At 73.2% G+C, this 22040-nt stretch carries 14 protein-coding genes; 1 reads left to right on the top strand and 13 read right to left on the bottom strand.

Annotated features, from left to right (window positions below):
• Nucleotides 1-52 precede the first annotated feature (52 nt).
• From KZQ38_RS02505 to eccCa, 13 genes are all read right to left on the bottom strand, one after another.
• The gene (locus tag KZQ38_RS02505) at nt 53-514 is read right to left on the bottom strand and encodes a hypothetical protein (protein ID WP_219437937.1); all 462 of its coding nucleotides are present in this window, start codon (nt 512-514) and stop codon (nt 53-55) included.
• Complete coding sequence (locus KZQ38_RS36880; RefSeq protein ID WP_219437935.1) at nt 511-3363, bottom strand: WXG100 family type VII secretion target; 2853 nt, start codon at nt 3361-3363, stop codon at nt 511-513. The genes KZQ38_RS02505 and KZQ38_RS36880 overlap by 4 nt, the downstream gene beginning before the upstream one ends.
• Nucleotides 3363-3665, bottom strand: coding sequence for a hypothetical protein (locus KZQ38_RS02495; RefSeq protein WP_219437933.1), 303 nt, complete (start codon nt 3663-3665; stop codon nt 3363-3365). Before KZQ38_RS02495 ends, KZQ38_RS36880 begins: the two co-directional genes overlap by 1 nt.
• A gap of 600 nt (nt 3666-4265) precedes the next feature.
• Nucleotides 4266-5600, bottom strand: coding sequence for a phosphoglucosamine mutase (gene glmM / locus KZQ38_RS02490; RefSeq protein ID WP_219439284.1), 1335 nt, complete (start codon nt 5598-5600; stop codon nt 4266-4268).
• A 112-nt stretch (nt 5601-5712) separates the two neighbouring features.
• Complete coding sequence (gene rpsI / locus KZQ38_RS02485; RefSeq protein WP_219439282.1) at nt 5713-6237, bottom strand: 30S ribosomal protein S9; 525 nt, start codon at nt 6235-6237, stop codon at nt 5713-5715.
• Nucleotides 6238-6263: 26 nt separating this feature from the next.
• Entirely contained in the window at nt 6264-6707 is a 444-nt protein-coding gene (gene rplM / locus KZQ38_RS02480) for a 50S ribosomal protein L13 (RefSeq protein WP_219437931.1), read from the bottom strand.
• A 550-nt stretch (nt 6708-7257) separates the two neighbouring features.
• Nucleotides 7258-7545, bottom strand: a complete 288-nt coding sequence (locus KZQ38_RS02475; RefSeq protein WP_219437929.1) for a WXG100 family type VII secretion target — start codon at nt 7543-7545, stop codon at nt 7258-7260.
• An 82-nt stretch (nt 7546-7627) separates the two neighbouring features.
• A complete protein-coding gene (locus KZQ38_RS02470) occupies nt 7628-7945 on the bottom strand; it encodes a WXG100 family type VII secretion target (protein WP_219437928.1) in 318 nt (105 codons plus the stop codon).
• A gap of 155 nt (nt 7946-8100) precedes the next feature.
• Entirely contained in the window at nt 8101-8526 is a 426-nt protein-coding gene (locus KZQ38_RS02465; RefSeq protein ID WP_219437926.1) for a hypothetical protein, read from the bottom strand.
• Between the two features lie 16 nt (nt 8527-8542).
• Complete coding sequence (locus KZQ38_RS02460) at nt 8543-10318, bottom strand: type VII secretion-associated protein (RefSeq protein ID WP_219437924.1); 1776 nt, start codon at nt 10316-10318, stop codon at nt 8543-8545.
• A complete protein-coding gene (locus KZQ38_RS02455; RefSeq protein WP_219437922.1) occupies nt 10315-13065 on the bottom strand; it encodes an AfsR/SARP family transcriptional regulator in 2751 nt (916 codons plus the stop codon). The genes KZQ38_RS02460 and KZQ38_RS02455 overlap by 4 nt, the downstream gene beginning before the upstream one ends.
• Nucleotides 13066-13151: 86 nt before the next feature.
• Nucleotides 13152-15884 (bottom strand): AfsR/SARP family transcriptional regulator, encoded by a 2733-nt coding sequence (locus KZQ38_RS02450; protein WP_219437920.1) that lies wholly within the window; start codon nt 15882-15884, stop codon nt 13152-13154.
• Between the two features lie 495 nt (nt 15885-16379).
• Complete coding sequence (gene eccCa / locus KZQ38_RS02445; RefSeq protein ID WP_219437918.1) at nt 16380-20381, bottom strand: type VII secretion protein EccCa; 4002 nt, start codon at nt 20379-20381, stop codon at nt 16380-16382.
• A gap of 261 nt (nt 20382-20642) precedes the next feature.
• On the opposite strand from eccCa, the gene eccD reads away from it, so the two are divergent.
• Nucleotides 20643-22037 (top strand): type VII secretion integral membrane protein EccD, encoded by a 1395-nt coding sequence (eccD, locus tag KZQ38_RS02440; RefSeq protein ID WP_219437916.1) that lies wholly within the window; start codon nt 20643-20645, stop codon nt 22035-22037.
• Nucleotides 22038-22040: the final 3 nt, after the last annotated feature.

Genomic DNA, 22040 nt, shown 5'->3' with positions numbered 1-22040 from the left:
CCGGCCGGGCACCCGACCCGGCGGGCGCGGGGGCCGGCCGGTCGGCTCGGGCTCATGTCAGCCAGCTCTGCCCGCCGAAATCGTCATCGTCGTCCACCGGAGCCGGGCGGCGTGGTGCCGGGCGCGGCGGAGTCGGGCGGGGTGCGGGTGGCGGTGGCGTGACCGGCGGGGGCGGGGTGGGTGGCGGCGGGGTGGAGGACACCCAGGTGTTGCCGGGCGCGGGGGCCTCGTAGGTGGGTTCGTCCTCCTCCGCCCCGAAGCGGTACTCGCCGCCCTTCTTCTCGGTGGCCGCCGTGGTGCCCCAGCCGCCGGCTGCCTTCTGGCGCTTGCCGGCCTCCTGGATGCGCTCGATGGTCTTCTCCGCGACCGCGGCCTGCTTGTCGAGGCTCTGCCCCGCCTTCTCCCTGGCCTCCCGGGAGTGGCGTTCCCTCAGCTCCCGCCGGTCGGCGTGCTCGCGGGAGATCTGGTCCATCCGGCTCTTGGCCGCGGCCAACCGGTCCGACGCGACGCTCATCGGCCCTCCTCACCCAGCACGCCCTGCACGCGGCTGAGGCTCAGGTCGTCGTCGAACAGCGAACCGGTGGTGCGCCACTGCCCCGGGCTGCGCTCGCTGTCACCGCCCTGCTGCTGGCCGGCACCCGCCATGCCACCACCCATCATCCCGCCGCCCATCATGCCGCCACCCATCGGGCTCTGGGCCGACTGCGCGTGCTGGTCCTGCATGGACGGCAACGTCGCCCCACCGGGCTGCCCCGCGTTGGACGTGTTGGTGTCGGCGTTCAACCCCTGGTCGGCGCGGTCGGACGGCGGACTGGTCCACGTGTTGTCCGCACCCGGCGAACCGCCGCCGAGCACCGAGTCCGCACCGTTGAACCCGCTCGTCCCGCCGGAACCGCCGAACACGGACGCGCCGGACGCCGTCGTCGTGCCGCTCGGGTCGGACGCCACCAGCGGGCCGTGGTCGGCCGGTGCGAACTGCCCCGGCGAGAACTGCCCCGGCGGCGAGAACGAGGACTGCTGCGCGACCGGCTCGGTGAAGCCGAACCCGGAGTGCGCGGCACCGCCGGGCATCGCCTCGGGAGGGGTGAAACCGGACGGCGGGGTGAAGCCGGAGGGCGGTGTCGCCAGGCCGGCGTCGGCCGCCGCGAAGCCGGCCGCCGCCGTCGCGCTCGCGGGAACCGCGCTGTCCGGCGCGAAACCGGCGGCCGGGGCCGTCTCGACCCGGTCGAAACCGATGTCGGCGGCGAGGGTGCCTTCCGCGGTGGTGAAGCCCGCCCCCGCACCGCCACCGGACCCGCCGTCGGCGAGCGGGGGTTCCGGTCGGAACGTCTCGTCGGCGGGCGCGGGCATGGTGGTCACCTGGTCGCCCTCGGCGGGCAGCGGCACGGCGCCTTCGATGGTGGGGATGCCGGGGACGTCCTTCGAGTCCTCGCCGAACTCGACGCCGTACTCCTCGGGGGTGCCGTCGCCGTTGTCCACGGTCAGGTTGATCTCGCCGGTCAGCGGGTCGACCTCGGCGGTGATCGCCAGGCCCTCCAGCTGGATCAGCGCCTTGCCGTCCGGACCCGCCGCCACCGGCGTGGCGGCGTCGGGCGCGCCGGGCGTCGTCGGTGCGCCGGGAGCGGTCGGCGTGCCGGGGGTGGTCGGCGTCGCACCCGCCAACGCTCCGGCCAACGCCGCACCGCCCTGCTGGCCGGTGAGGGCCTTGAGCGCGTCGGGGTTCTTGCTGAAGTCGACGTCGTAGGTCTTCGGCTCGCTGGTCGGCGTGTCGACGGTGATCTTCACGTGGCCGTTGGCGTCCGGCTCGGTGACCTTGATCTCGTTGTCACCGCTCTTGATGGTGACGGTCTCGGGCGCTTCCTCCTCGCCCTTCAGCCCGTCCGGCTTGCCGTCGGGTTTGCCGTCGCCGTCGAGGTCGTCGGGCTTGCCGTCGCCGTCGGTGTCGCCCGGGATCTTGACGTCGGGCTTGCCGTCACCGTCGGTGTCACCGGGGATCTTGACGTCCGGCTTGCCGTCGCCGTCCTTGTCGAGCGGGTTCTCCGGCTTCGGGATCTCCGGCACGGACGGCGTCCCGCCGCCGCCACCGGAACCCGAGCCGCCACCGGTGCCGGTGCCGCCACCACCGCCGGTGCCGGTGCTGCCCCCCGTGCCGTTCCCGTTCCCGTTCCCAGTGCCGTTGCCGTTCCCGTTCCCGTTGCCGTCATCGCCGCCCTTGTCGTCGGCGGGCGCGGGGAACGGGTTCTCGAACTCGGCCATGTAGGAGGCGAGCGTCTCCCACTTGCCGTCCACCGAGGTCTTGGTGTCCTCGCAGCAGCCCTTGAACTGCTCGTACAGGCCCCAGAACTCGACGTTGAACGACTGCTGGATCCAGCGCTTGCACTGGTTGATCGCGTACTCCTTGTTCTCGTCGTTCAAGGAGCAGTCGTCGTCGTTGAGGCGGTCGGCGATGTTGCTGCCCTCGACCACCGAGTCGACCCAACCCGCGATCTCACGCACGCGGTCCTTGGAGTAGTCGCCCTCGCCACGCGCGAACGAGACGACCTTCTCCGCCATGTACGTGTCGGCCTTGGCGATCCGCTCCCGGTACATGTCCAGGACCTCGTCCGCCTTGCCCTTGCACAACTGGTACACGCCGCCGACCGCGGTCCGGGTCAGGTCCGCCGCGCCGTTCAGGCCGTCGCCGAGTTCGGTGATCTTCGGGACGATCTGGTCCGTGTAGTGCTCGTACGACTTGGTGGCGGCCTTGCCCTCCCACTCGCCGTACAGCGTCTTGAGCTGCCCGTCGACGTCCGCCTTCATGTCGTCGATCTTCGACTTGGCGGTGCTGAACTCGTCGGCTTCCTGGAGCAGCTTCTGGAAGTTGATGCCGCGCTGCTCGTCGTACGGCTTCTGGATGTGGTTGCCGAAGTCCAGGTTGGACGTGTTGCCGAGGCAGTCGCCGGGCCGGTTGTTCCAGATCGGCAGGAACTTCTCGAAGACCTTCAGGCCGGCCTTGCCCGCGTCGAACAGCTCGTCCGACGTCTTGGTGCCGGAACCGGCCGCGGTCGGCGGCTGCTTGCCCTCCAGCGACTTCTGGCCCTCGTCCACGGCCTTGGTCTGCTCGCGGCTGTTGTAGCCCTTGGTGTCGCTCTCGGCCTTCGCCTCGTCCAGGCGGCTCTGGAGGTTGTCGCCGCGACCCGCGTAGTCGCCCCAGTTCCAGAAGCTCGAGGTGTCGTACCGGTCCTTGTACGTGTCGGCGCCGTCCGGGATGTCCCACGGCGGGGTGGCGGAGACGTAGGCGTGCATCAAGTCCGCCTTCTTCTCCTCGGACACGTTCGGGTCGTCGAGGACCGCCTTCACGTCGTCCCAGCTCGGCCCGGCCATCAGTGCTGGCTCCCCACGTTGGTCGCGTTCGTCGCCTCGACGTCACCGTAGGTCGCGGCGCCGGACGCGATCCGGCCCGCGAAACCCTGGAGCGTGCCCGCCATGTTGGCGATACCCTTGCCGAAATTCTCGATCCCGGACTTGTACTTGCCGAAGTGCTGTTTGTGCGCCTGGCCGAAATCGGCGTCGGCGGTTTCCGTCTGACCGACCTTCTTGAGGTCTTCCCCCGTGTCCTTCGCGGCGTCGGAAATGCCCTTCGAGGCTTTTTGCATCGCCTCGGTGCTGGTGTTGTAACCGGCCACGGCGCCTCACTCCCCTCCGTGGCACGACGGCCACGACCCTTCAGCCGAACTCGTTCGTTGGGACGCGACGCCCCGGTACCCGGTTCCCATCGTGACAGCCACCGGGACCGCTTCGCGGCAATTCCCACCTGCTCCTTGCAGGTGTGAACGCGCGAGTGGCGGCCGGGGGTGCGCGACTACTGCGGCGAGGGCGGGAACTGCGTCTGCGGGAATGGGGGCCGCGGACCCTGGCCGGACCCACCCGGACCGTTCGGGTCGGGCCACCCGGGCGCCCCCTGGGCGGGCGGGGTGCCGCCGGGCGCGAACTGCCCCGGGAAGGCTTGACCCGGGGTCGGCGGACCGGGCTGTCCGGGAAACGCCTGACCCGGGGCCGGTTGGCCGGGAAGGGGCTGCCCCGGGAAGGGTTGCCCCTGAACGGGCTGACCCGGGAAGGGCTGACCGTAGCCGGGAGGCGGGCCGTAGCCGGGTTGGGCGGCGCGGCTCCTGCTCCTCTTCACCAGCACGACGACCACCACCACCGCGGCGATGACGAGCAGCACGATCCCGATCAGCGGGATGAAGCCAATGCCCATTCCGGCACCCCCGACGGACTAGACGGCGTCAGCCCACCGAGGAAACCACACCGGCGAGGCGGCGCGCGGCGGACTCCGCGAGTTCGTGCGTCGACGCCTCCACCATGACCCGCACCAGCTGCTCGGTGCCGGACGGCCGCAACAGCACGCGACCGGTGTCACCCAGCTCCTCGCTGACCGCGGCCACGGCGTCGTTCACCGCGGCGGCACCGGCCACGGCCGCCTTGTCGCCGACGACGACGTTGATCAGCACCTGCGGCAGGCGGCGCATCACGCCCGCCAGCTCGGCCAGCGGTTTCCCGGTCTGCGCCATCCGCGACATCAGCCGCAGCGCGGTCAGCAGACCGTCACCGGTGGTGGCGTGGGCGGGCAGCACCACGTGGCCCGACTGCTCGCCGCCGAGCGCGAACCCGCCCGCGTGCAGCTCCTCCAGCACGTACCGGTCACCCACGGCCGTGGTGCGCAGCGTCACACCGTGCTCGCGCATGGCGATGTGCAGGCCGAGGTTGCTCATCACGGTCGCCACGAGCGTGTCGTCGGTCAGCTCGCCCGCTTCCTGCATGGCCAGCGCGATGACGGCCATGATCTGGTCGCCGTCGACCTCGTTGCCCGCCGCGTCCACCGCGAGGCAGCGGTCCGCGTCGCCGTCGTGCGCGATGCCCAGGTCGGCCCCGTGCTCCAGGACGGCGGCACGCACCAGGTCCAGGTGGGTGGAGCCGCAGCCGTCGTTGATGTTCAGGCCGTCGGGCGCGGCGTGGATGGCGATGACCTCGGCGCCCGCCCGGCGGTAGGCGTCCGGCGCGGCGGCGTACGCGGCGCCGTGCGCGCAGTCCACCACGACCTTGAGGCCGTCCAGGCGGTGCGGCGTCACGTCCAGCAGGTGCCGCACGTACCGGGCCTCGGCGTCCTCGACGTCACGCACGCGGCCGATCTCCGCGCCGGTGGGCCGGGTGTGCGCCTCACCCATCTTGCGCTCGATCTCGTCCTCGACGGCGTCCGGCAGCTTGTGCCCGCCACCGCCGAACAGCTTGATGCCGTTGTCGGGCATCGGGTTGTGCGAGGCGGAGATCATCACGCCCATGTCCGCGCCCAGCGCTCCGACCAGGTGCGCGACGGCGGGCGTCGGCAGCACGCCCACGCGCAGCACGTCCGCGCCGGAGGCGGTCAGGCCCGCCACGACGGCGGCTTCCAGCATCTCGCCGCTGGCCCGCGGGTCGCGGCCGACCACGGCCACGGGTCGGTGCGAGCGATCGTGTTCGGCGAGCACGCGGGCCGCCGACGCGGCGACCGACAACGCGAGTTCGGGGGTGAGGTCGGCGTTCGCCAGACCACGTACACCGTCCGTGCCGAACAACCGACCCATGACCGCCATGACCTCCGTGATCAACCACACATCGCCGGGTGGGGAAAAGACTGCGGGAGCAGCAGTTCGGTGAAGAACTGACTGCTCCCGCAGGGTGGTGCTCGGCGCTCGATCAGCGCTTGCTGTACTGAGGCGCCTTGCGCGCCTTCTTGAGGCCGTACTTCTTGCGCTCCTTGACCCGGGGGTCACGGGTGAGGAAGCCGGCCTTCTTCAGCACCGGGCGGTCCTCGGAGTCCACGGCGATCAGCGCGCGGGCGATGGCCAGGCGCAGCGCGCCGGCCTGACCGGTGGTGCCGCCGCCGCGCAGGTTCGCGACGACGTCGAAGGTCTCGGGCTTCTCGGTGGTCACCAGGGGCTCGCGGATGAGCTGCTGGTGCACCTTGTTCGGGAAATACTGCTCCAGCGACTTCCCGTTCAGGGTGAACTTGCCGGTGCCGGGCAGCAGGCGCACGCGGACGATGGCCTCCTTGCGGCGGCCCACGGTCTGCGCCAGGTGGTGCGCGCCCGCGCTGAGCACGGGGCGGGCGACGGGGGCGGGCGCCTGCTCGGCGGCCTCGTCCACGTCGGCGGACTCGACGGCTTCGACCTCGGCCGGGGCCTCGGCCTCGACCGGCGCGTCGACCTCAGGGGTGGTCACTTCGGCTTCCTCGGTGTACGGCTCGGTCACTGGGCGACCTTCTTGATCTCGAACGGCTGCGGCTGCTGCGCCGCGTGCGGGTGGGTCGGGCCCGTGTAGACCTTGAGCTTGGCTGCGATCACGCGGCCGAGGCGGTTCTTGGGCAGCATGCCCTTGATGGCCTTCTCGACCAGCCGGTCGGCCCGGGTGTCGAGCACCTCGCCGAACGACTTCTGACGCAGGCCGCCGGGGTGGCCGGAGTGGCGGTACACGAACTCCTGGTCGCGCTTCTTGCCGGTCAGCGCCACCTTGTCCGCGTTGACGATGATGACGAAGTCACCGGTGTCAACGTGGGGGGCGTAAGTCGGCTTGTGCTTGCCGCGCAGCAGCGTCGCGGCCTGGGTGGCGAGCCGACCGAGCACCACGTCCTGGGCGTCGATCACGTGCCAGGCTCGGGTCACCTCGCCGGGCTTCGGGCTGTACGTGCGCACGGGTCTACCTCGTCGTCACTTGCGTCTGGGGTCATTGCGGCGGCTGCTCAGGCCAGGCACCCCAGGTGGGCAGGTGGACCAGAACACGGCACGCGAGTGCGCACCGAGTACCGCACAACAACGTAGGAAGATACCGGGTGGGTCATGGTCGGGTCAAAACGACCCCCCTCGACCGCCCCGGCCGGGGTGCCGGCGCGCTGCCACGTGCCGGTCGGTCACGACCGGTCCGGTGCGGGCCGCCGGGTCGGCACGTGCCCGCCCGGTCACGACCGCGCGGCGCGGGCCGCCGGGTCGGCACGTGCCCGCCCGGTCACGACCGCGCGGTGCGGATCGCCGGGTCGACACGTGCCCGCCCGGTCACGACCGGTCCGGCGCGGGCCGCCGAGCCGGCACGTGTCGACCCGACAAGCGGGCCGCGTGCCGCCGGACCGCCCGGCGTGGCGCGGCGCGCCCACCGGTCGCGTCCCGACCGGTGGCGTGCCGACCGCGCGCGCGGGCCCCGGCAGCCGAGGACGGCTCCGGGGCCCGCGGGGTCACGCGGTGACGCGGTTCACCAACGCGCGGTGTTCTTCTGCTCCGCGGCGGAGTAGGCGTCGTTCGCCGAGGCGACGGCGGTGCCGATCGCGGCGAGCACCTGCTGGAGGTCGGCGGCCGACTGGTCCCACTTGGCCTGGACCTCCTGGTAGGCGCCGGAGGTGGCACCGTCCCACTGCGCGATGACGGGCGCGATGCGGGACTTCAGGTCCTCCAGCTGCTGCTGCACCTGGTTGGCCTGGCTCTGGATGTCACCGGCCGCCGAACCGAGGGCGCCGAAGTCGATCTTGATCTCGTCGTTCATGGTCTCCCCTTGGAAGTCAGGTCACACTGTGCGGAAAGGTATTCCAGGAAAAGCAGTGGAGCGGGCGAAAATGAATTCGCCGTCACGCACCGCCGCCGAGGCGACCGAGGATGGTCGACATCTCGGAGGACTGCTCCTCTTCCTGCTGCACGTAGGTCTGCACCGTGCCGGTGATCTGCTCGGCGATGCCGACCAGCGCCTCCTGGAGCTTGGCGGCGTCGTCGTTGAAGCGGTTCATCAGGTTGGTGAACGCGTCCGCCGCCGAACCCTTCCACGCGGGGGCAAGGCCGTCGATGGTGTTCCGCAGGTTGTTCAGGATGCCCTGAACGTTCCCGTTGGTGTCCATGATGTCCTTGGCGGCGTTCTGGAGCGCCGGGACTCCGGTTGCGTAACCAGCCATTGGGTATGACCCCCTAAGTCGGCGAGATCAGGCATGCGTTGCCTTCTCGGTTCGTACACGGCTTCAGACGCAGACCCTGCCACGCCCGGTTCCACGCTGTCGCGACTTCTTCGGAAGTAGTTGCGCTAGTAAACGGACGACGCCGCCACGCCGGCTCAGTACAGGATTCGCGCTTGCGAAAAGTCCTCGTCATCGCCTGTTTCCGGGGGCAGTTGGCCGCTCGGCCCGGCCACCGGGCGCGATCCCGACGGCTCCGGCGCGGACGCGGTATTTGCATTCGCGTCCGTTTGCTCCTGCGATTTCCCGGGCGGCGCGAGCAGTTCGGCGGCGTCCGGCAAGCGGTCCACCGGCAAACCCCGGTACTCGCGGAACCCGGTGGCCACCCGCCGCACGTCGTCGGGCGTCGGCACGTGCTCGCCGGGCCGCACGGCGCGGTCCCGCGCCTGCCGCGCCGACTCCCGGTTCCGGTCCCGCAGCGCGGCGTTCTTCGCGCCGGCCGCGGCGGCGGCCCGCCTGCCCCTGGTCACGGCCGCGGCGAGGTCCGCGCGGAACCTGTCGAAAGCCTCCGGGACGCCGGTCATCTGCCACCCACCCAAGTCAGTTCGTCACGGTCAGCGTGCGCACCACCTGCTCGCACGCCGGGCGGACCCGGTCCTGGCCCGGGTCCGGGTACTGGCAGCCCACGCTCACCTGCGCGTCGCGCTGGAAGAACACGTACCAGTCGACGGTCACGGTGCCGGCCTGCTCCCGGTAGTAGACGACATCCTTGCCGCCGAAGTTCGCGTTCTCGGCGAAACCGGACAACTCCCGCCCGCCGCCCCGGTCGTACTCGGCACGCAGCTGGGCGACCGCCCGACCGCGGTCGGCCGACGAGTCGTAGGTGAGCTTCTGCTCCGTCACCGCGATCACGTCGTCCGGGCGCCCGGCCCGGTCGACCGGCTTGATGAACACCTGCCGGGTCTCGGCGGCGCCGCCGGTCTGCTCCCAGCCCGCGGGCAGGGCGAACTCGTAGTCGTACTGGGCGATGGTCTTGCCCGCGCTCGGCGTCGTGCTCGTCGCGGGCGACGTGGGGTCGCCGCGTTCCCGCACGGCCAGCGCGTACGCGACCGTTCCACCCACCACCGCGACCAGCGCGAGCACCACGCCGACGACGAGCGGCGCGCGGTTGCGGGTCCGGGGCGGGTGGGGGTGCGGGAAACCGACCGGCGGCGGCAGGTCCGGCTGGATGCGGCGGGTGATCCGGCGGGTCTGGTCGGTCGTGACCCGGTGCGTCACGTCCGCCTGGTCGGGCAGCGCGCCGGTGCGCATCGGGTCAGTGGTCACCGCGCGCAACGCGCCGCGCGCCACCACCGTCTCCGGCTGGTCGATGCTGGTCGGCACCACCCCGGTCCGCTCCAGCACCAGCCGGGCCACCAGCGGGATGCGGCTGGAGCCGCCGACCAGGAACACCCCGGCCAGGCCGCGGGGGTCGAGCCCGGCGTCCCGCACGGCCGCCACGAGCAGCTCCACGGCCCGGTTCAGCGGCGCGCCCACCAGGCGCTCCAGGTCGGCCCGGGTCACGTGCGCGTCCGGGAACGGCGGCGGCATCGGCACGTCGGTGTACGAGTGGCGGGACAGCGTCTCCTTCGCGCCCCGCACGTCCTGCCGCAGCACGCGCCGCTTGCGCCGGTCGGCCAGTTCCCGGCCCTCCACGAGCTGCCGCCACGCCTCCGGGTCCCGCGGCGACACCAGCGAACCCACGTGCTCCAGCAACGCCTGGTCGACGTCCGCGCCGCCGAACGTCGGGTCGCCCTTGGCCGCCAGCACCCGGAACGCGCCGCCCTGCCGGGTCACCACGCTCGCGTCCACGGTGCCGCCGCCCAGGTCCAGCACGGCCAGCGCCGCGCCCTCGGGCACGGCGTGCGACGCCGAGTGGAACACGGCCGCCGCCACCGGTTCCGGCACCAGCCGCAGCTCCCGGCCGAGCCCGCGGCCCGCCGCGAGCAGCACCCTGGTGCGGATCGCGCCCCAGTCCGCCGGGTGCGTGAGCACCAGCAGGTCGACCGGCACGCCGCCCGCGACGTGCCGCGCCTCGGCCACCACGCGGGTGAGCACGGCCCGCACCACGTCCACGACCTTCAGCACGCTGGTGCCCAGCAGCAGTTCGCCCTCGTCGACGCGGCGCTTCGGGTGCGGCTCGTACCGGGACGGGTCGACCGCCGCCTGCCGCTCCGCCTCCTGCCCGACGAACAACGCGCCGTCGGCGGCGGCGAACACGGCGGAGGGCAGGATCGGCTGGCCGTCCACCACGACGACCTGCGGTTCCCGGCCGTTGACCGAGATGGCCACGCACGTGCTGGACGTGCCGAAGTCGACCGCCACGCGCAAGCTCATCGGTCACCCCCGTCGTCACCGCCGCCAGGCGAGGGTATCCGCCGCGGTCCGGTGTCCCCGGCGGCGGCGAGGCGGGCACGCACCTCGTCGGCCTTGACGTGCCCCATCCGGTCCATCAGCTCCAGCGCCGCGGTCCACGTCCGGCGCGCGGCCACGACGTCGCCCAGCGCCTCCTCCGCCTCGCCCCGGTGGGCCAGCACCTCCGCCTCCAGCGACTGGCCGCCGACCTCCCGGAAGATCCGCACCGACTCGGCGAAGCACGCCAGTGCCCGCCGGTGGTCGCCGAGGTGGTGGTGCGCGTAGCCCAGCGTGTCGAGGGCGTTCGCGAGCCCGTAGCGGTGGCCCGCCGCGCGTTGCGCCTCCACCGCGCGGGTGGCGTGGTCGAGCGCGGACCGGTAGTCGCCGAGCTGGGTCTCGTAGACGCTGATCGCGTTGTACGCGCCGGCGAGGCCCAGCACGTCGTCGACGGCGGTGAAGCACTCGACGGCCGCCCAGGCGTGCTCCAGCGCCTCCGGGTACCGGCCCTCCAGGTCGCGCACCCACGCCATCGTGCGGTTGACCTTGCCCTGGCCGACCAGGTCGCCCGCACGCCGGTACGCCGCCAGCGCCTCGCCCATCACCTCGGCCGCCTCGCCGTGCGCGCCGACCCGGGCCAGCACGTGCCCGGCGTTGAACTGCGTCACGGCGTGCGCGGTGTCGTCGCCCAGCCGCGCGGTGGCCGTCATCGCCAGCCGCTGCACGCCCAGCCAGTCGTGCCACCGGCCGCGCCGGTCGAAGAACTGCGCCATGGTCCAGCAGAGCTGCCACGCCACCTGGTCCGCGCCGACGTCGACCGCGACGCGCACGGTCGCGATGAGCGCTTCGCACTCGACGTCCAGCCACTCCCACGCGGCGGCCGCGTCGGCGGGTCGCCAGGGCGCGACGCCGACCGCCGGCGGTGCGGGCGGCACGGGCATGGCACCGCGGCTCGGGTCGATCAGCCCCGCCGCGGCGACCGCCGCGTGCAGCAGGTGGTCGAAGACGCGGCGACGCGCGGCGGCGGCCTCGTCACCCGCCCGCTCGGCGGCCCACTCGCGGACCAGGTCGTGGTAGGCGTACCGGTCCGGGCCCACCTCGGCCAGCAGGTTCGCGTCGACCAGCTCGGCCAGCGCGGCACGCACCCCGTCCTCGGTGACGCCCGCCGCGGACCGCGCGGACGCCGCCGACAGGGTCCGCCCGGGGTGCAGGCTCGCCAGCCGGAACACCCGCGCCGCGCCCTCCGACAACGCCCGGTACGACCACGACACGACGGCACGCACGTCGCTGTACGGGTCATCGTCGTCCAACGCGGGCAGGCGTGCGCCCGCCAGCTCCTCGACCCGGGCGGCCAGCGGGCGGGTCGGGTCGACCGCCGCCCGCGCCGCCACCACGGCCAGCGCCAGCGGCAGGCCCGCGCACAGCTCCACCAGCCGCGTCGCGGCGGCCGGTTCGCGGGCCACCCGGTCCGCACCGACGACGCCCGCGAGCAGCCGCCGCGCGTCGGGCTCGGCCAGCACGCCCAGCACGACCGGCCGCGCGCCTTCACGCGCGACCAGGCCCGCCAGCCGGTTGCGGCTGGTCACCAGGGTCAGGCACCGCGCGCTGCCGGGCAGCAGCGGCCGGACCTGGTCCACGTCACGCGCGTTGTCCAGCAGCACCAGCACCCGCCGCCCGGCGAGCGTGGTCCGGTACAACGCGGCCTGCTCGTCCGCGCCGGGCGGCACGCGTTCCGGCGGCACGCCCAGCGCCGTGAGGAACCCGCGCACCACCTCGGCCGGGTGCAGCGGCTCGGCCACCGGGTCGAACCCGCGCAGGTTCACGTACAGCTGGCCGTCCGGGAACCGGTGCGCCACGCGGTGCGCCCAGGTCACGGCCAGCGCCGTCTTGCCGATGCCGCCCGCGCCGTCGATGGCGGAGATCACCACCGGTCCGCCCGCGCCCGGCAGGTCGTCCAACGCGCCCAGCTCGGCGTCCCGGCCGACGAAGTGCGGTGTCCGCGCGGGCAGCTGACGCGGCACGGCGGCGGGTGGCGTGCCCCGGTCGAGGATGCGGGCGTGCAGCTCGACCAGCTCCGGGCCCGGGTCGACGCCCAGCTCGTCGGCGAGCAGGGCACGCACCTCCCGGTAGGCGGCCAACGCCTCGGCCTGCCGGCCCGACCGGTACAGGGCGAGCATGAGGTGGCCCCGGAACCGCTCGCGCAGCGGGTGGCGGTCGACCAGCGCCCGCAGCTCGCCGACCAGCTCGGCGGACCGGCCCGCGGCCAGGTCGGCGTCCAGCCGCCGCTCCAGCACGACCAGCCGCTCCTCCTCCAGCGGCGCGACGTCCTCGCGGTGCAGCGCATCGGACCGGACGTCGGACAACGCGTCGCCACGCCACAGCGCCAACGCCTCCGCGGGCCTGCCGCGGGCCGCCAGCTCCCGGAACGCGTCCAGGTCCAGCGCACCCGGCGGCACCTCGGCCAGGTAGCCGTGGGTGGCGGTGCGCACCACGTTCGCCGGGCCCAGCGCCTGCCGCAGCCGGGTCACCACCATGTGCAGCGTGGCCCGCGCGCGGGCCGCGTTCGGCGGGCTGCCGTCCCACAGGCGTTCCACCAGCGCGTCCGCCGAGACCGGCCGGTTCGCCCGCAGCAGCAGCGTGGCGAGCAGCACCCGCGCCCGCCCGGCGGGCACCGGCACCCGCTCGCCGCCGTGCCGGACCTCCAAGGGTCCGAGGACCTTGAACTCGGTCACAACCCCACCTTCACCGCCGGACCGGACGCACGCCTGGAGCGGCACGGGAGTCTACGGTCGGAGACCGGCCGACCGGCCGACCCGCGTCACACCCTGGCCGCGGCCAGCAGCCGCTCGCCCAGCTCGCGGGCCTCCGGCGCGTCCAGCTCGCGCAGGATCGCCAACGCCGCCCGCCAGTGGTCGCGTGCCTCGTCCCGCTCACCGCCGCCCGCCAGCACGTCGCCGAGCCGGGCCAGCGCGATGGCCTCGTTGTGGCGGTCGTGCACGGCGCGGCTGTGCTCCAGCGCCCGCTCCAGCGCGTCGAGGGCGGCGGTCGGCCTGCCCGCCTCCAGGTGCAGGCGGCCGAGGTTCGCCAGGTTGATGCCCGCCGAGTAGCGGTCGTCGCGGTCCAGGTTGAGGCGCAACGCCTCGGTCAGGCACCCGATCGCCCGCTCCCGCTCGCCCCGCGCCCGGTGCACGGTGGCCAGCGTGTCCAGCAGGAACGTCTCGCCGGTCGGCTCCGGCTGCGCGCGGCAGATCGCCAGCGCCCTGGTCAGCACCTCCAGCGCCAGGTCGTCGCGGCCGACCGCGTTGTACGCCATGCCCAGGTTGTTCAACGCGATCCGGGTGTTGCGCGGGTCCTCCAGCCGCTCGGCGAGCGCCAGCGAGTCGGTGAGGTGCCCGATGGCCTCCTCGAACCGGCCCAGCCGCCCGTTCACCACGCCGAAGTTGTTCAGGGTGCCGCACTGCGCGGCGAGGTCGCCGAGCCGGCGCGCGGACTCCAACGCCATCTCGCACAGCACCAGCGCGGTGGACTGGAGGTAACGCAGGTTCAGGTAGGCCCACATGTGCGTGCAGAACGGCGGCGGGTACTGCCACCGGCCGCGCTGGAACGCGTCACGCGCCAGCAGCACGAGGTTGTTGTGCTCCAGGTCGAGCCACGCGGTCGCCTCGGCGAAGGAGGAGAACTCCCGGGGTCTCAGCCCGTCCACCGGCGGCACCTTCAGCGGGGTGAGGTCGTGCACCAGCCACCGGTTCGCGTGGTGCAGCACCCGCACGGCCCAGTTCAGCAGCCGGTCCGCGGCGGCGTCCCGCTCCGGCGCGGGGTCCTCGGCCTCCGCCAGCTCGGCCGCGTACCGGCGCAGCAGGTCGTAGGTCGTGAACCGGCCGGGGTGCGGTTCGAACAGCAGGTGCGCGCGGGTCAGCTCGGCCAGCGCGGACGCCGCCGCCTGGTCCGGCACGCCCGCCAGCGCCGCCGCCGCGGCCACCGACGTCTCCACCGCCGGGCTCAGGCCGATCAACCGGAACATCCGCGCCGCCGCCCGCCCGACGAACCGGTACGACCAGGAGAACACCGCGCGCACGTTCGCGTCCGGCGCGCCCGCGTCCAGGTAGTCCAGGCGCAGGCGCTCGTCGGCGAGTTCGTCGGCCACGGCGCGCAACGCGAAGCCCGGGTTGACCGCGGCCCGCGCGGCGACGATGGCCAGCGCCAGCGGCAGGCCCGCGCACCGCCGCGCCAGCTCCGCCGTCGCGCCGGGGTCGGCCGCCACGCGGTCCGCGCCGAGCCGGCGGGTCAGCAGCGCCACCGCCTCGTCGGGCGCCAGCAGCGGCAGCGACAGCGGGTGCGCGCCCTCGTTGGCCACCAGCCCGGTCAGCCGGTCCCGGCTGGTCACCACGGCGAAGCAGCGCGCGCCGCCGGGCAGCAGCGGGCGCACCTGCTCGGCGTCCCGCGCGTTGTCCAGCACCACCAGCGCCGACCGGTCGGCGAGGATGCGCCGGTACAACGCCACCTGGCCCTCCAGCCCGGCCGGGATGGTGCCCGGCGGCACCTCGAACGCGTCCAGGAACGCACGGACCGCCTCGGCGGGCGACAACGGCTCGCCGGTCGGGTCGAACCCGCGCAGGTTCACGTACAGCACGCCGCCCGGGAACCGGTCCGCCACGGCGTGCGCCCAGTGCACGGCGGTGGTGGTCTTGCCGACACCCGCCGTGCCGCCGAGCACCGCCACCCGGCTCGCCGACCGCGTCACCAGGCCGGTCAGCTCCGCCAGTTCCGCCTCGCGGGCGACGAAGTGCGGGTTGGGCGCGGGCAGCATGGTCGGCGCCACGACCGGCGGCGGCGCGGGCCGCGCCAGGTCCGGGTTGGCGACCAGGACGTGGTCGTGCAGCTCACGCAGCGCCGCACCCGGCTCCACGCCCAGTTCCGCCACGAACACCGCGCGCACCTCGCGGTACGCGGCGAGCGCGTCGGCCTGCCGCTGGGACCGGTACAGCGCCAGCACCAGCTGGCCCCAGAACCGCTCCCGCAGCGGGTGCCGCCCGGTGAGCGCGCGCAGCTCCGCCACCAGCTCGCCCGCCAACCCGTCCGCCAGGTCCGCGTCCACCCGGCGCTCCAGCACGTCCAGCCGCTCCTCCAGCAGCGGCGCGACGGCGGTGGCGTGCAGGGCGTCGGACCGCACGTCCGGCAGCGGCGCGCCACGCCACAGCGCCAGCGCCTCGTGGTACCGGCCCGCCGACACCAGGTCCCGGTAGCGGTGCAGGTCCAACGCGCCCGGCGGCACGTCCAGCCGGTAGCCGCCGGTCACCGTGCGCACCCCGGCCGCGTCGCCGAGCGCCCGGCGCAGCCGGTTCACCACCATGTGCAGGGTGGACCGCACGCGGTCCGGGTTGGGCGCGCCGCCCTCCCACAGGACGTCCACCAGCTCGTCGGCGGGCACGGTCTCGTTGGCGCGCAACAGCAGCACCGCGAGCAGCGCCCGGACCTTGCCCGCGGGCACCGGCACCGGCTCGCCGCCGTGCCGCACCTCCAGGGGGCCGAGCACCAGGAACTCGGTCGTCACCGTCAACTCCCGCAGGTCAGGGCGCTGTGAGCCGACTGTGAGCCGACTTGCGCAGAGTGGACACCGTTCACCGCCGCCCTCCCACCGGACCGGCTCGATCACGGGGGGCAGCCGGTCCACCGGTGTCGCGTGCCGACGCACTGGGGGGCCGACACGCGACACCGGGGTAGGCGGTGGTGGGCACCGCGCCCGCGGGGTTCTCGTCGCTCCCCCGCCGAGAGCCTCGCGGCGCGGGCCGCGCGCGTCGCCGCCTCCCCTCGGCGCGAATCGCAGTCTACGGACGGTGCCCGGCGTGTTCCGCGCCGTGTCCACGCCACCGGGAAACCGGCCGCACCCCCTCCGACCCGGGGAAGCCCGGCGCGGCAAGGGAACCCGCCCCGACGCGGCACGCGAAACCCCCGGCCACCCGCCGCGGCACGAGACCCCGGTACACCCGCCACAGCGCGGAAAAGCCCCGCCGGAGCGGGGCTTCTCCCGTCGTGCCGCGGAACCCGGTCAGTCGGGCTGGATCCACGCGGCCTGGATGCGCTGCTGCCCGTACTTGCGGGTGACCAGCGTGCCGCGACCGGGCGGCTGCGGCGACGGCTTGAGGGTGCCGACGATCGCGCCCTCCTCCTTCGAGCCGGAGCCGACCAGGATCGGGGCCGAGATCTCCTTGAGCTTGCCCAGGATCGGGTCGTACATGGCGCGCGAAGCGCCACCCATGCGGCGGACCGTCACGATGTGCAGGCCGACGTCCTTCGCCTGCGGGATGAACTCCGCCAGCGGCTGCAACGGGTTCTGCGCGCCCTGCGGCGCCACCAGGTCGTAGTCGTCCACGACCACGAACAGCTCCGGGCCCTTCCACCAGGAGCGGTTCTTCAGCTGCTCCTGCGTGACGTCCGGGCCGGGCAGGCGGCCGTTCATCGAGCCCCGCACGTCCTTGACCATGTCGGTGAGCTGCGCCGACGACACCGCGTACGCGAGCAGGTGGTCCGTCTCGATGAAGCCGAGCATGGTGCGGCGGTAGTCGACCAGCATGATCAGCGCCTCGGACGAGGTGTAGCTGTTCATGATCCCGCGCACGATGGTGCGCAGCAGGTTCGTCTTGCCGGACTCGCCGTCGGCCAGGCACATGAAGTGCGGGTCGGCGTCGAAGTCCAGGTAGACCGGCGCCAGCTCGTCCTCGTTGACGCCGATCGGCACCAGCCGGCCCCGGTTCGGGTTGGTCTGCTGCACCTGCGCCATGAACTCCGCGTGCGGCAACAGGTCCGGCAGCAGCCGCACCTGCGGCGCGCGCCTGCCGCGCCACGCGCCGGACACCTTGGCGATCATGTCCTGCACGCCGTGCGCGACGGTCTCCGGGTCGGACGACGCGTCGACGCGCGGCAGCGCGGTGAGGAAGTGCAGCTTCTGCGGCGACAGGCCGCGGCCCGGCCGCCCGGCGGGCACGTTGATCGCGACCTTGCGGTCCACGTCGGACTCGCTCGGGTCGCCGAGCCGCAGCTCGAACCGCGTGCCGAGCAGGTCCTTCATGGCGGGCCGGATCTCCGCCCAGCGGTTCGCCGCCACCACGACGTGCACGCCGTACGAGAGGCCCTGCGCGGCCAGCGCCTGCACCTGCGGCTCCAGCGCCTCGAACTCCTGGCGGAAGTTCATCCAGCCGTCGACGACCAGGAACGCGTCGCCGAAGTCGTCGTCGCGGATCTCGCCACGCCGCTTGCGGTTGCGGAACTCGACCATGGAGTCGATGCCCTGCGCGCGGAACCGAAGCTCGCGTTCCGCGATCAGGCCGCTCAGCTCCGCCACCATGCGGCGGGCCTTGTCGACGTCCAGGCGGGACGCGAAACCACCGACGTGCGGCAGCTTCTCCAGCGACGCGAGCGTGCCGCCGCCGAGGTCGAGGCAGTAGAACTGCACTTCCTCCGCGGTGTGCGTGAGCGCCATCGACGTGATCATGGTGCGCAGCATCATCGACTTGCCGGACTGCGGGCCGCCGACGATCGCGCCGTGGCCCGCGGCGCCGGAGAAGTCCGCCCACAGCAGGTCGCGCCGCTGCTCGAACGGCTTGTCCACGACGCCGAGCGGCACCTGGAGCTTGCCGTTGGAGAAGAAGCCGGGCGAGGTGAGGCCCCGGTCCTCGGTCGGCTGGAGCGGCGGGAGGAGGGTGTCCAGCGACGGCGGCTCGTTCAGCGGCGGCAGCCACACCTCGTGCGCCGGCGGGCCCTGGCCCACCAGGCGCTCGACGATGACCTCCAGCTCGCTGGGCTCGTTGCTGTCCTCCTTCTTCTCCTGCTTGACCGGCTCGATCGGCTTCACCGGCTCCTTGGGCACCTCGATGTAGTCCGGCACGAAGAAGCGGGGCCGCTTGTCGCTGGACACGACCGCCGACGGGCCCGCGACCTGGAGACCGGCGGGCCGGTAGGGGCCGGACACGTACAGCGCCTTGAACCGGGTCAGCGGCGAACCCTGCACGCCCAGGTAGCCGGAGCCCGGGATGGGCGGCAGCTCGTAGGCGTCCGGCACGCCGATCGCGGCACGCGACTCGGCGGCGGAGAACGTCTTCAGACCGATCCGGTAGGACAGGAACGTGTCCAGGCCGCGCAGCTTGCCCTCCTCCAGGCGCTGCGAGGCGAGCAGCATGTGCATCTGGAGCGACCGGCCGACGCGGCCGATCTGGAGGAAGATGTCGATGAAGTCCGGCTTCGCCGTCAGCATCTCGGAGAACTCGTCGATGCAGATGAACAACGCGGGCAGCGGGTCGAGGTCGGCGCCGTTCTCCCGGGCCTTCTCGTAGTCCCAGACGTTCTTGTAGTTGCCCTTCGCCAGGACCTCCTGGCGACGCGCCACCTCGCCCGCGATGGCGTCCTTCATGCGGTCGACCAGGGTCAGGTCGCCCGCCAGGTTGGTGATGGTCGCCGCGACGTGCGGCGCCTTGTCCAGGCCGAGGAACGTCGCGCCGCCCTTGAAGTCGACCAGGATCATGTTGAGCGTCGTGGACGAGTGCGTGGCCAGCAGGCCCAGCACCAGGGTGCGCAGGAACTCCGACTTGCCGGAACCGGTCGCGCCGATGCACAGGCCGTGCGGACCCATGCCCTCCATCGCCGCTTCCTTGATGTCCAGCTCGACCTGCTGGCCGAACTCGCCGATGCCGAACGGCACGCGGTAGCGGTCGCGGACCGGCCGGGGCCGCCACGCCTGCTGCACGTCGAACGTCATCGGGTCGCCCTGGAGGCCCAGGAACTCGATCAGCGGCGGGTTGTTGGACATCGACAGCGGGTCCTCGTCGCTGCCGCCCGCGTCGACGCCGCCGATCCGGTACGGGGCGAGCCGGCGGGCCAGCGCCTCCGCCTCGACCGCGGACAGCCAGTCCGGCGAGCCGAACCACTCGACGCCGCTCGCGCTGCGCGCGCCCAGCTTGCCGTCCTCGATGACCAGCCGCAGGCCGCGCCGCGCGGTCAGGTTGCCCAGCGACTCGGACAGGTCCAGCAGCGTGACGCCGACCAGCCCCTCCTCCAGGATGATCTGCTCTTCCCGGGTCACGTCGCCGTCGTCGATCACGATCACGATGTGCGGCTGGTCGGCGGGCGGCGGCGCGTTGCGGGTGAACCGCTGCCGGTCGCGCAGGTGGTCGTCGAGCATCTGCTCGACCTCGGTCAGCGAACCGGCCATCATCCGCATCTGGCCGATGCCGTCCACGATGGTGGGGTGCTGCACGTGCGGCAGCCACTTCATCCACTCCCACTCGGCCTTGGTGCGCCCGGTGGTGACGACCGCGATCAGCAGGTCGTCCGGCGAGTGGAAGGTCGCCATCTGCGCCAGCAGGGCACGCGCCAGGCCGCGCTTGGCGTTGGTCTCGCCGAGCAGGCCGACGGCGGCGAACCCGCGCAGCGCGATGGAGATCGGCAGGTCGGGCACCAGCGAGTGGGCGCGCACGAAGCGGCGCAGCGCCAGCGTCGCGATGGGCTCCAGCTCCTCGACCGGTCCGGTCTGCGGCGGCACCAGGCGGGTCGCGAGGCGCTGCGAGCCGCGGCCCGCGCGCAGGTGGCAGAAGTCGGGGTCGTTCTGCCTGCGCTCCCACATGCGGCGGGTGGTGGCGAGCGACCACAGCGCCTGCGGGTCCGGGTGCACCCACTCGCGCTCGGCGCGCTGCTCGTTGGCCGCCTCCCGGGCCCGGTCCCGCATCTGGCCGAGGTACCGCAGGTAGTCCTTGCGGTCCTCGTTCATCTCGGCCTTCTTCTGGCCCTTGCCCGAGCCCATGCCGCCCGCCATCATGCCGATGGTGGAGATCATCATCATGCCGGGCATGATCATGGCGGCCGGGTTCTTGTTGCTGTAGCTGAACATCAGGACCATCATCCCGATGGAAGACACGATCATGACGGCCGGCATCGCCTTCATCATGATGTTGCCGGGGATGACCCGGGGCACCTCGGGCGGCGGTTCGAGGTGGACCTCACCGCCGGGCGGACGGGGAGCGGCGAGGCGTGCCGTGCGCTTGAACTGCAACGTGCTCACCTAACAGGCACCTCTTCACACTCTCGAACCAACGCACGCAGGGGTGCGGCAACCAGTCGCAACCGACACTATGGCGCATCGGCCCGGCGGGCGGCGGTGGGTCGGCGAAAATACCGGTGGCGACGTGTTCCGCCGAACCGCCCTGCCGGAACAGCCGATGCGGCCATACTTGGGGCCGCCCGGTGGGCGCGCGGACGCGGACCAATAGGGTCGGTGCGGCCCACAGGCAGATATGAGCGACAAGGACTTTAGGGGGCGCTGGTGGCGACCGGTACGACGGTGTTCAGCCGGGTGACGGTGGTTGCGCCGCGAACGCGTATCGACGTCGCGCTGCCCGCCGACGTGGCGGTGGCCGACCTGCTGCCGATGCTGCTGGACATGGCCAAGGAGGCCACTCCGGACGGTGGTGTGCGGCACGGCGGGTGGGCGTTGGCGAAGCTGGGCGACAGCCCGCTGGACCCGGCGCGGACCCTCGCGTCGCTGGGCGTGGTGGACGGCGAGCTGCTCCAGCTCCGCAAGCGCAACGAGAACCCGCCGCCCCCGCTGTACGACGACGTGGTGGACGCGATCGCGGAGTCCGACCCGGACAGCTTCCGCCCGTGGACCAAGGACACGGCCCGCCGCTACGGGCACCTCGCGGGCGCGCTGGCGTTGATCATGGCCGCCGTCGCGGTGCTGTTGTCCGGCCCGCTGGTCGGCGGCAGCGGGTTGTGGCCCGCGATCAGCGCGGGCGTCGCGGCCGTGGTGGCGCTGGCGGCGGGCGCGGTGATCGCCCGCTCCTACGACGCGACCGGCACCGGCGTGCTGATCGCCGCCGCGGGCGGGCTGCCCATGGCGTACGTGGCGGGCCTCTACACCGTGCCCGGCGCGATCGGCCGACCGAACCTGCTGCTCGCCAGCGTCCTGGTGCTGATCTTCGCGGCGGCGGCGATCCTGCTCATCGGGCGCGGCATCACGGTGTTCATCGCGGCGGCCACGGCGGGCGCGCTGAGCGGCCTCGCGTTCCTCATCGGCATCTTCGTGGACCACCCGGTCGTCGGCATCGCGGCGGCCACGGCGGCGGTGTCGCTGGCGGCGTTGTCCGCGCTGCCCCGGCTGACCATCCAGCTCGCGAAGCTGCCGCTGCCGACCGTGCCGGGCAGTGCCGAGGACCTCAAGGAGGACACCGGGTTCCCCGAGTACGCGGTGATCGAGCGGCGCACCGCCAACGCGCACGAGTACCTGACCGGCATGATCATCGGCTGCGGCGGCATCGCCGCGGTGTTCTCGGTGATCGCCGCGGGCGACGGCACCGTGTTCGGCCCGATCCTGGCCGTGGTGGTCGCGCTGGTGCTGCTGCTGCGCGGCCGGGCGTACGCGAACGGCGCGCAGGCCGTGGCGTTGCTCGCCTCCGGCATGGTGGCCGCGGCGGGCGTGCTGGTCGGCTGGCTGGTCGAGGCCACGCCGGACAACCGCCTGCTGTTCGTGTTCGGCACGCTGGTGCTGGTCGGCGCGGCGGCCCTGGTGCTCGGCGTGATCTTCCCCGGCCAGAAGTTCTCCCCGGTGCTGCGCCGCACGGTGGACGTGCTGGAAGCCATCCTGATCGCCGCGGTGCTGCCGCTGGCGCTCGCCGTGATGGACCTGTACGTGGCCATGCGCCAGCTGATCCCGGCCTGATCC

Origin of the sequence: Saccharothrix obliqua (assembly GCF_019375475.1) — a bacterium.
In the GTDB taxonomy this organism is placed as follows: Bacteria; Actinomycetota; Actinomycetes; order Mycobacteriales; family Pseudonocardiaceae; genus Actinosynnema; species Actinosynnema obliqua.
The sequence above is the reverse complement of the archived record's forward strand: the minus strand, read 5'-3'. Positions and strand labels throughout refer to the sequence as shown.

Excerpts from the sequence above, each read along its gene's own strand:
- KZQ38_RS02505 (WP_219437937.1), bottom strand. The coding sequence starts at position 514 with ATGAGCGTCGCGTCGGACCGGTTGGCCGCGGCCAAGAGCCGGATGGAC.
- KZQ38_RS36880 (WP_219437935.1), bottom strand. The coding sequence starts at position 3,363 with ATGGCCGGGCCGAGCTGGGACGACGTGAAGGCGGTCCTCGACGACCCG.
- glmM (WP_219439284.1), bottom strand. The coding sequence starts at position 5,600 with ATGGGTCGGTTGTTCGGCACGGACGGTGTACGTGGTCTGGCGAACGCC.
- KZQ38_RS02475 (WP_219437929.1), bottom strand. The coding sequence starts at position 7,545 with ATGAACGACGAGATCAAGATCGACTTCGGCGCCCTCGGTTCGGCGGCC.
- KZQ38_RS02470 (WP_219437928.1), bottom strand. The coding sequence starts at position 7,945 with ATGGCTGGTTACGCAACCGGAGTCCCGGCGCTCCAGAACGCCGCCAAG.
- KZQ38_RS02465 (WP_219437926.1), bottom strand. The coding sequence starts at position 8,526 with ATGACCGGCGTCCCGGAGGCTTTCGACAGGTTCCGCGCGGACCTCGCC.
- KZQ38_RS02460 (WP_219437924.1), bottom strand. The coding sequence starts at position 10,318 with ATGAGCTTGCGCGTGGCGGTCGACTTCGGCACGTCCAGCACGTGCGTG.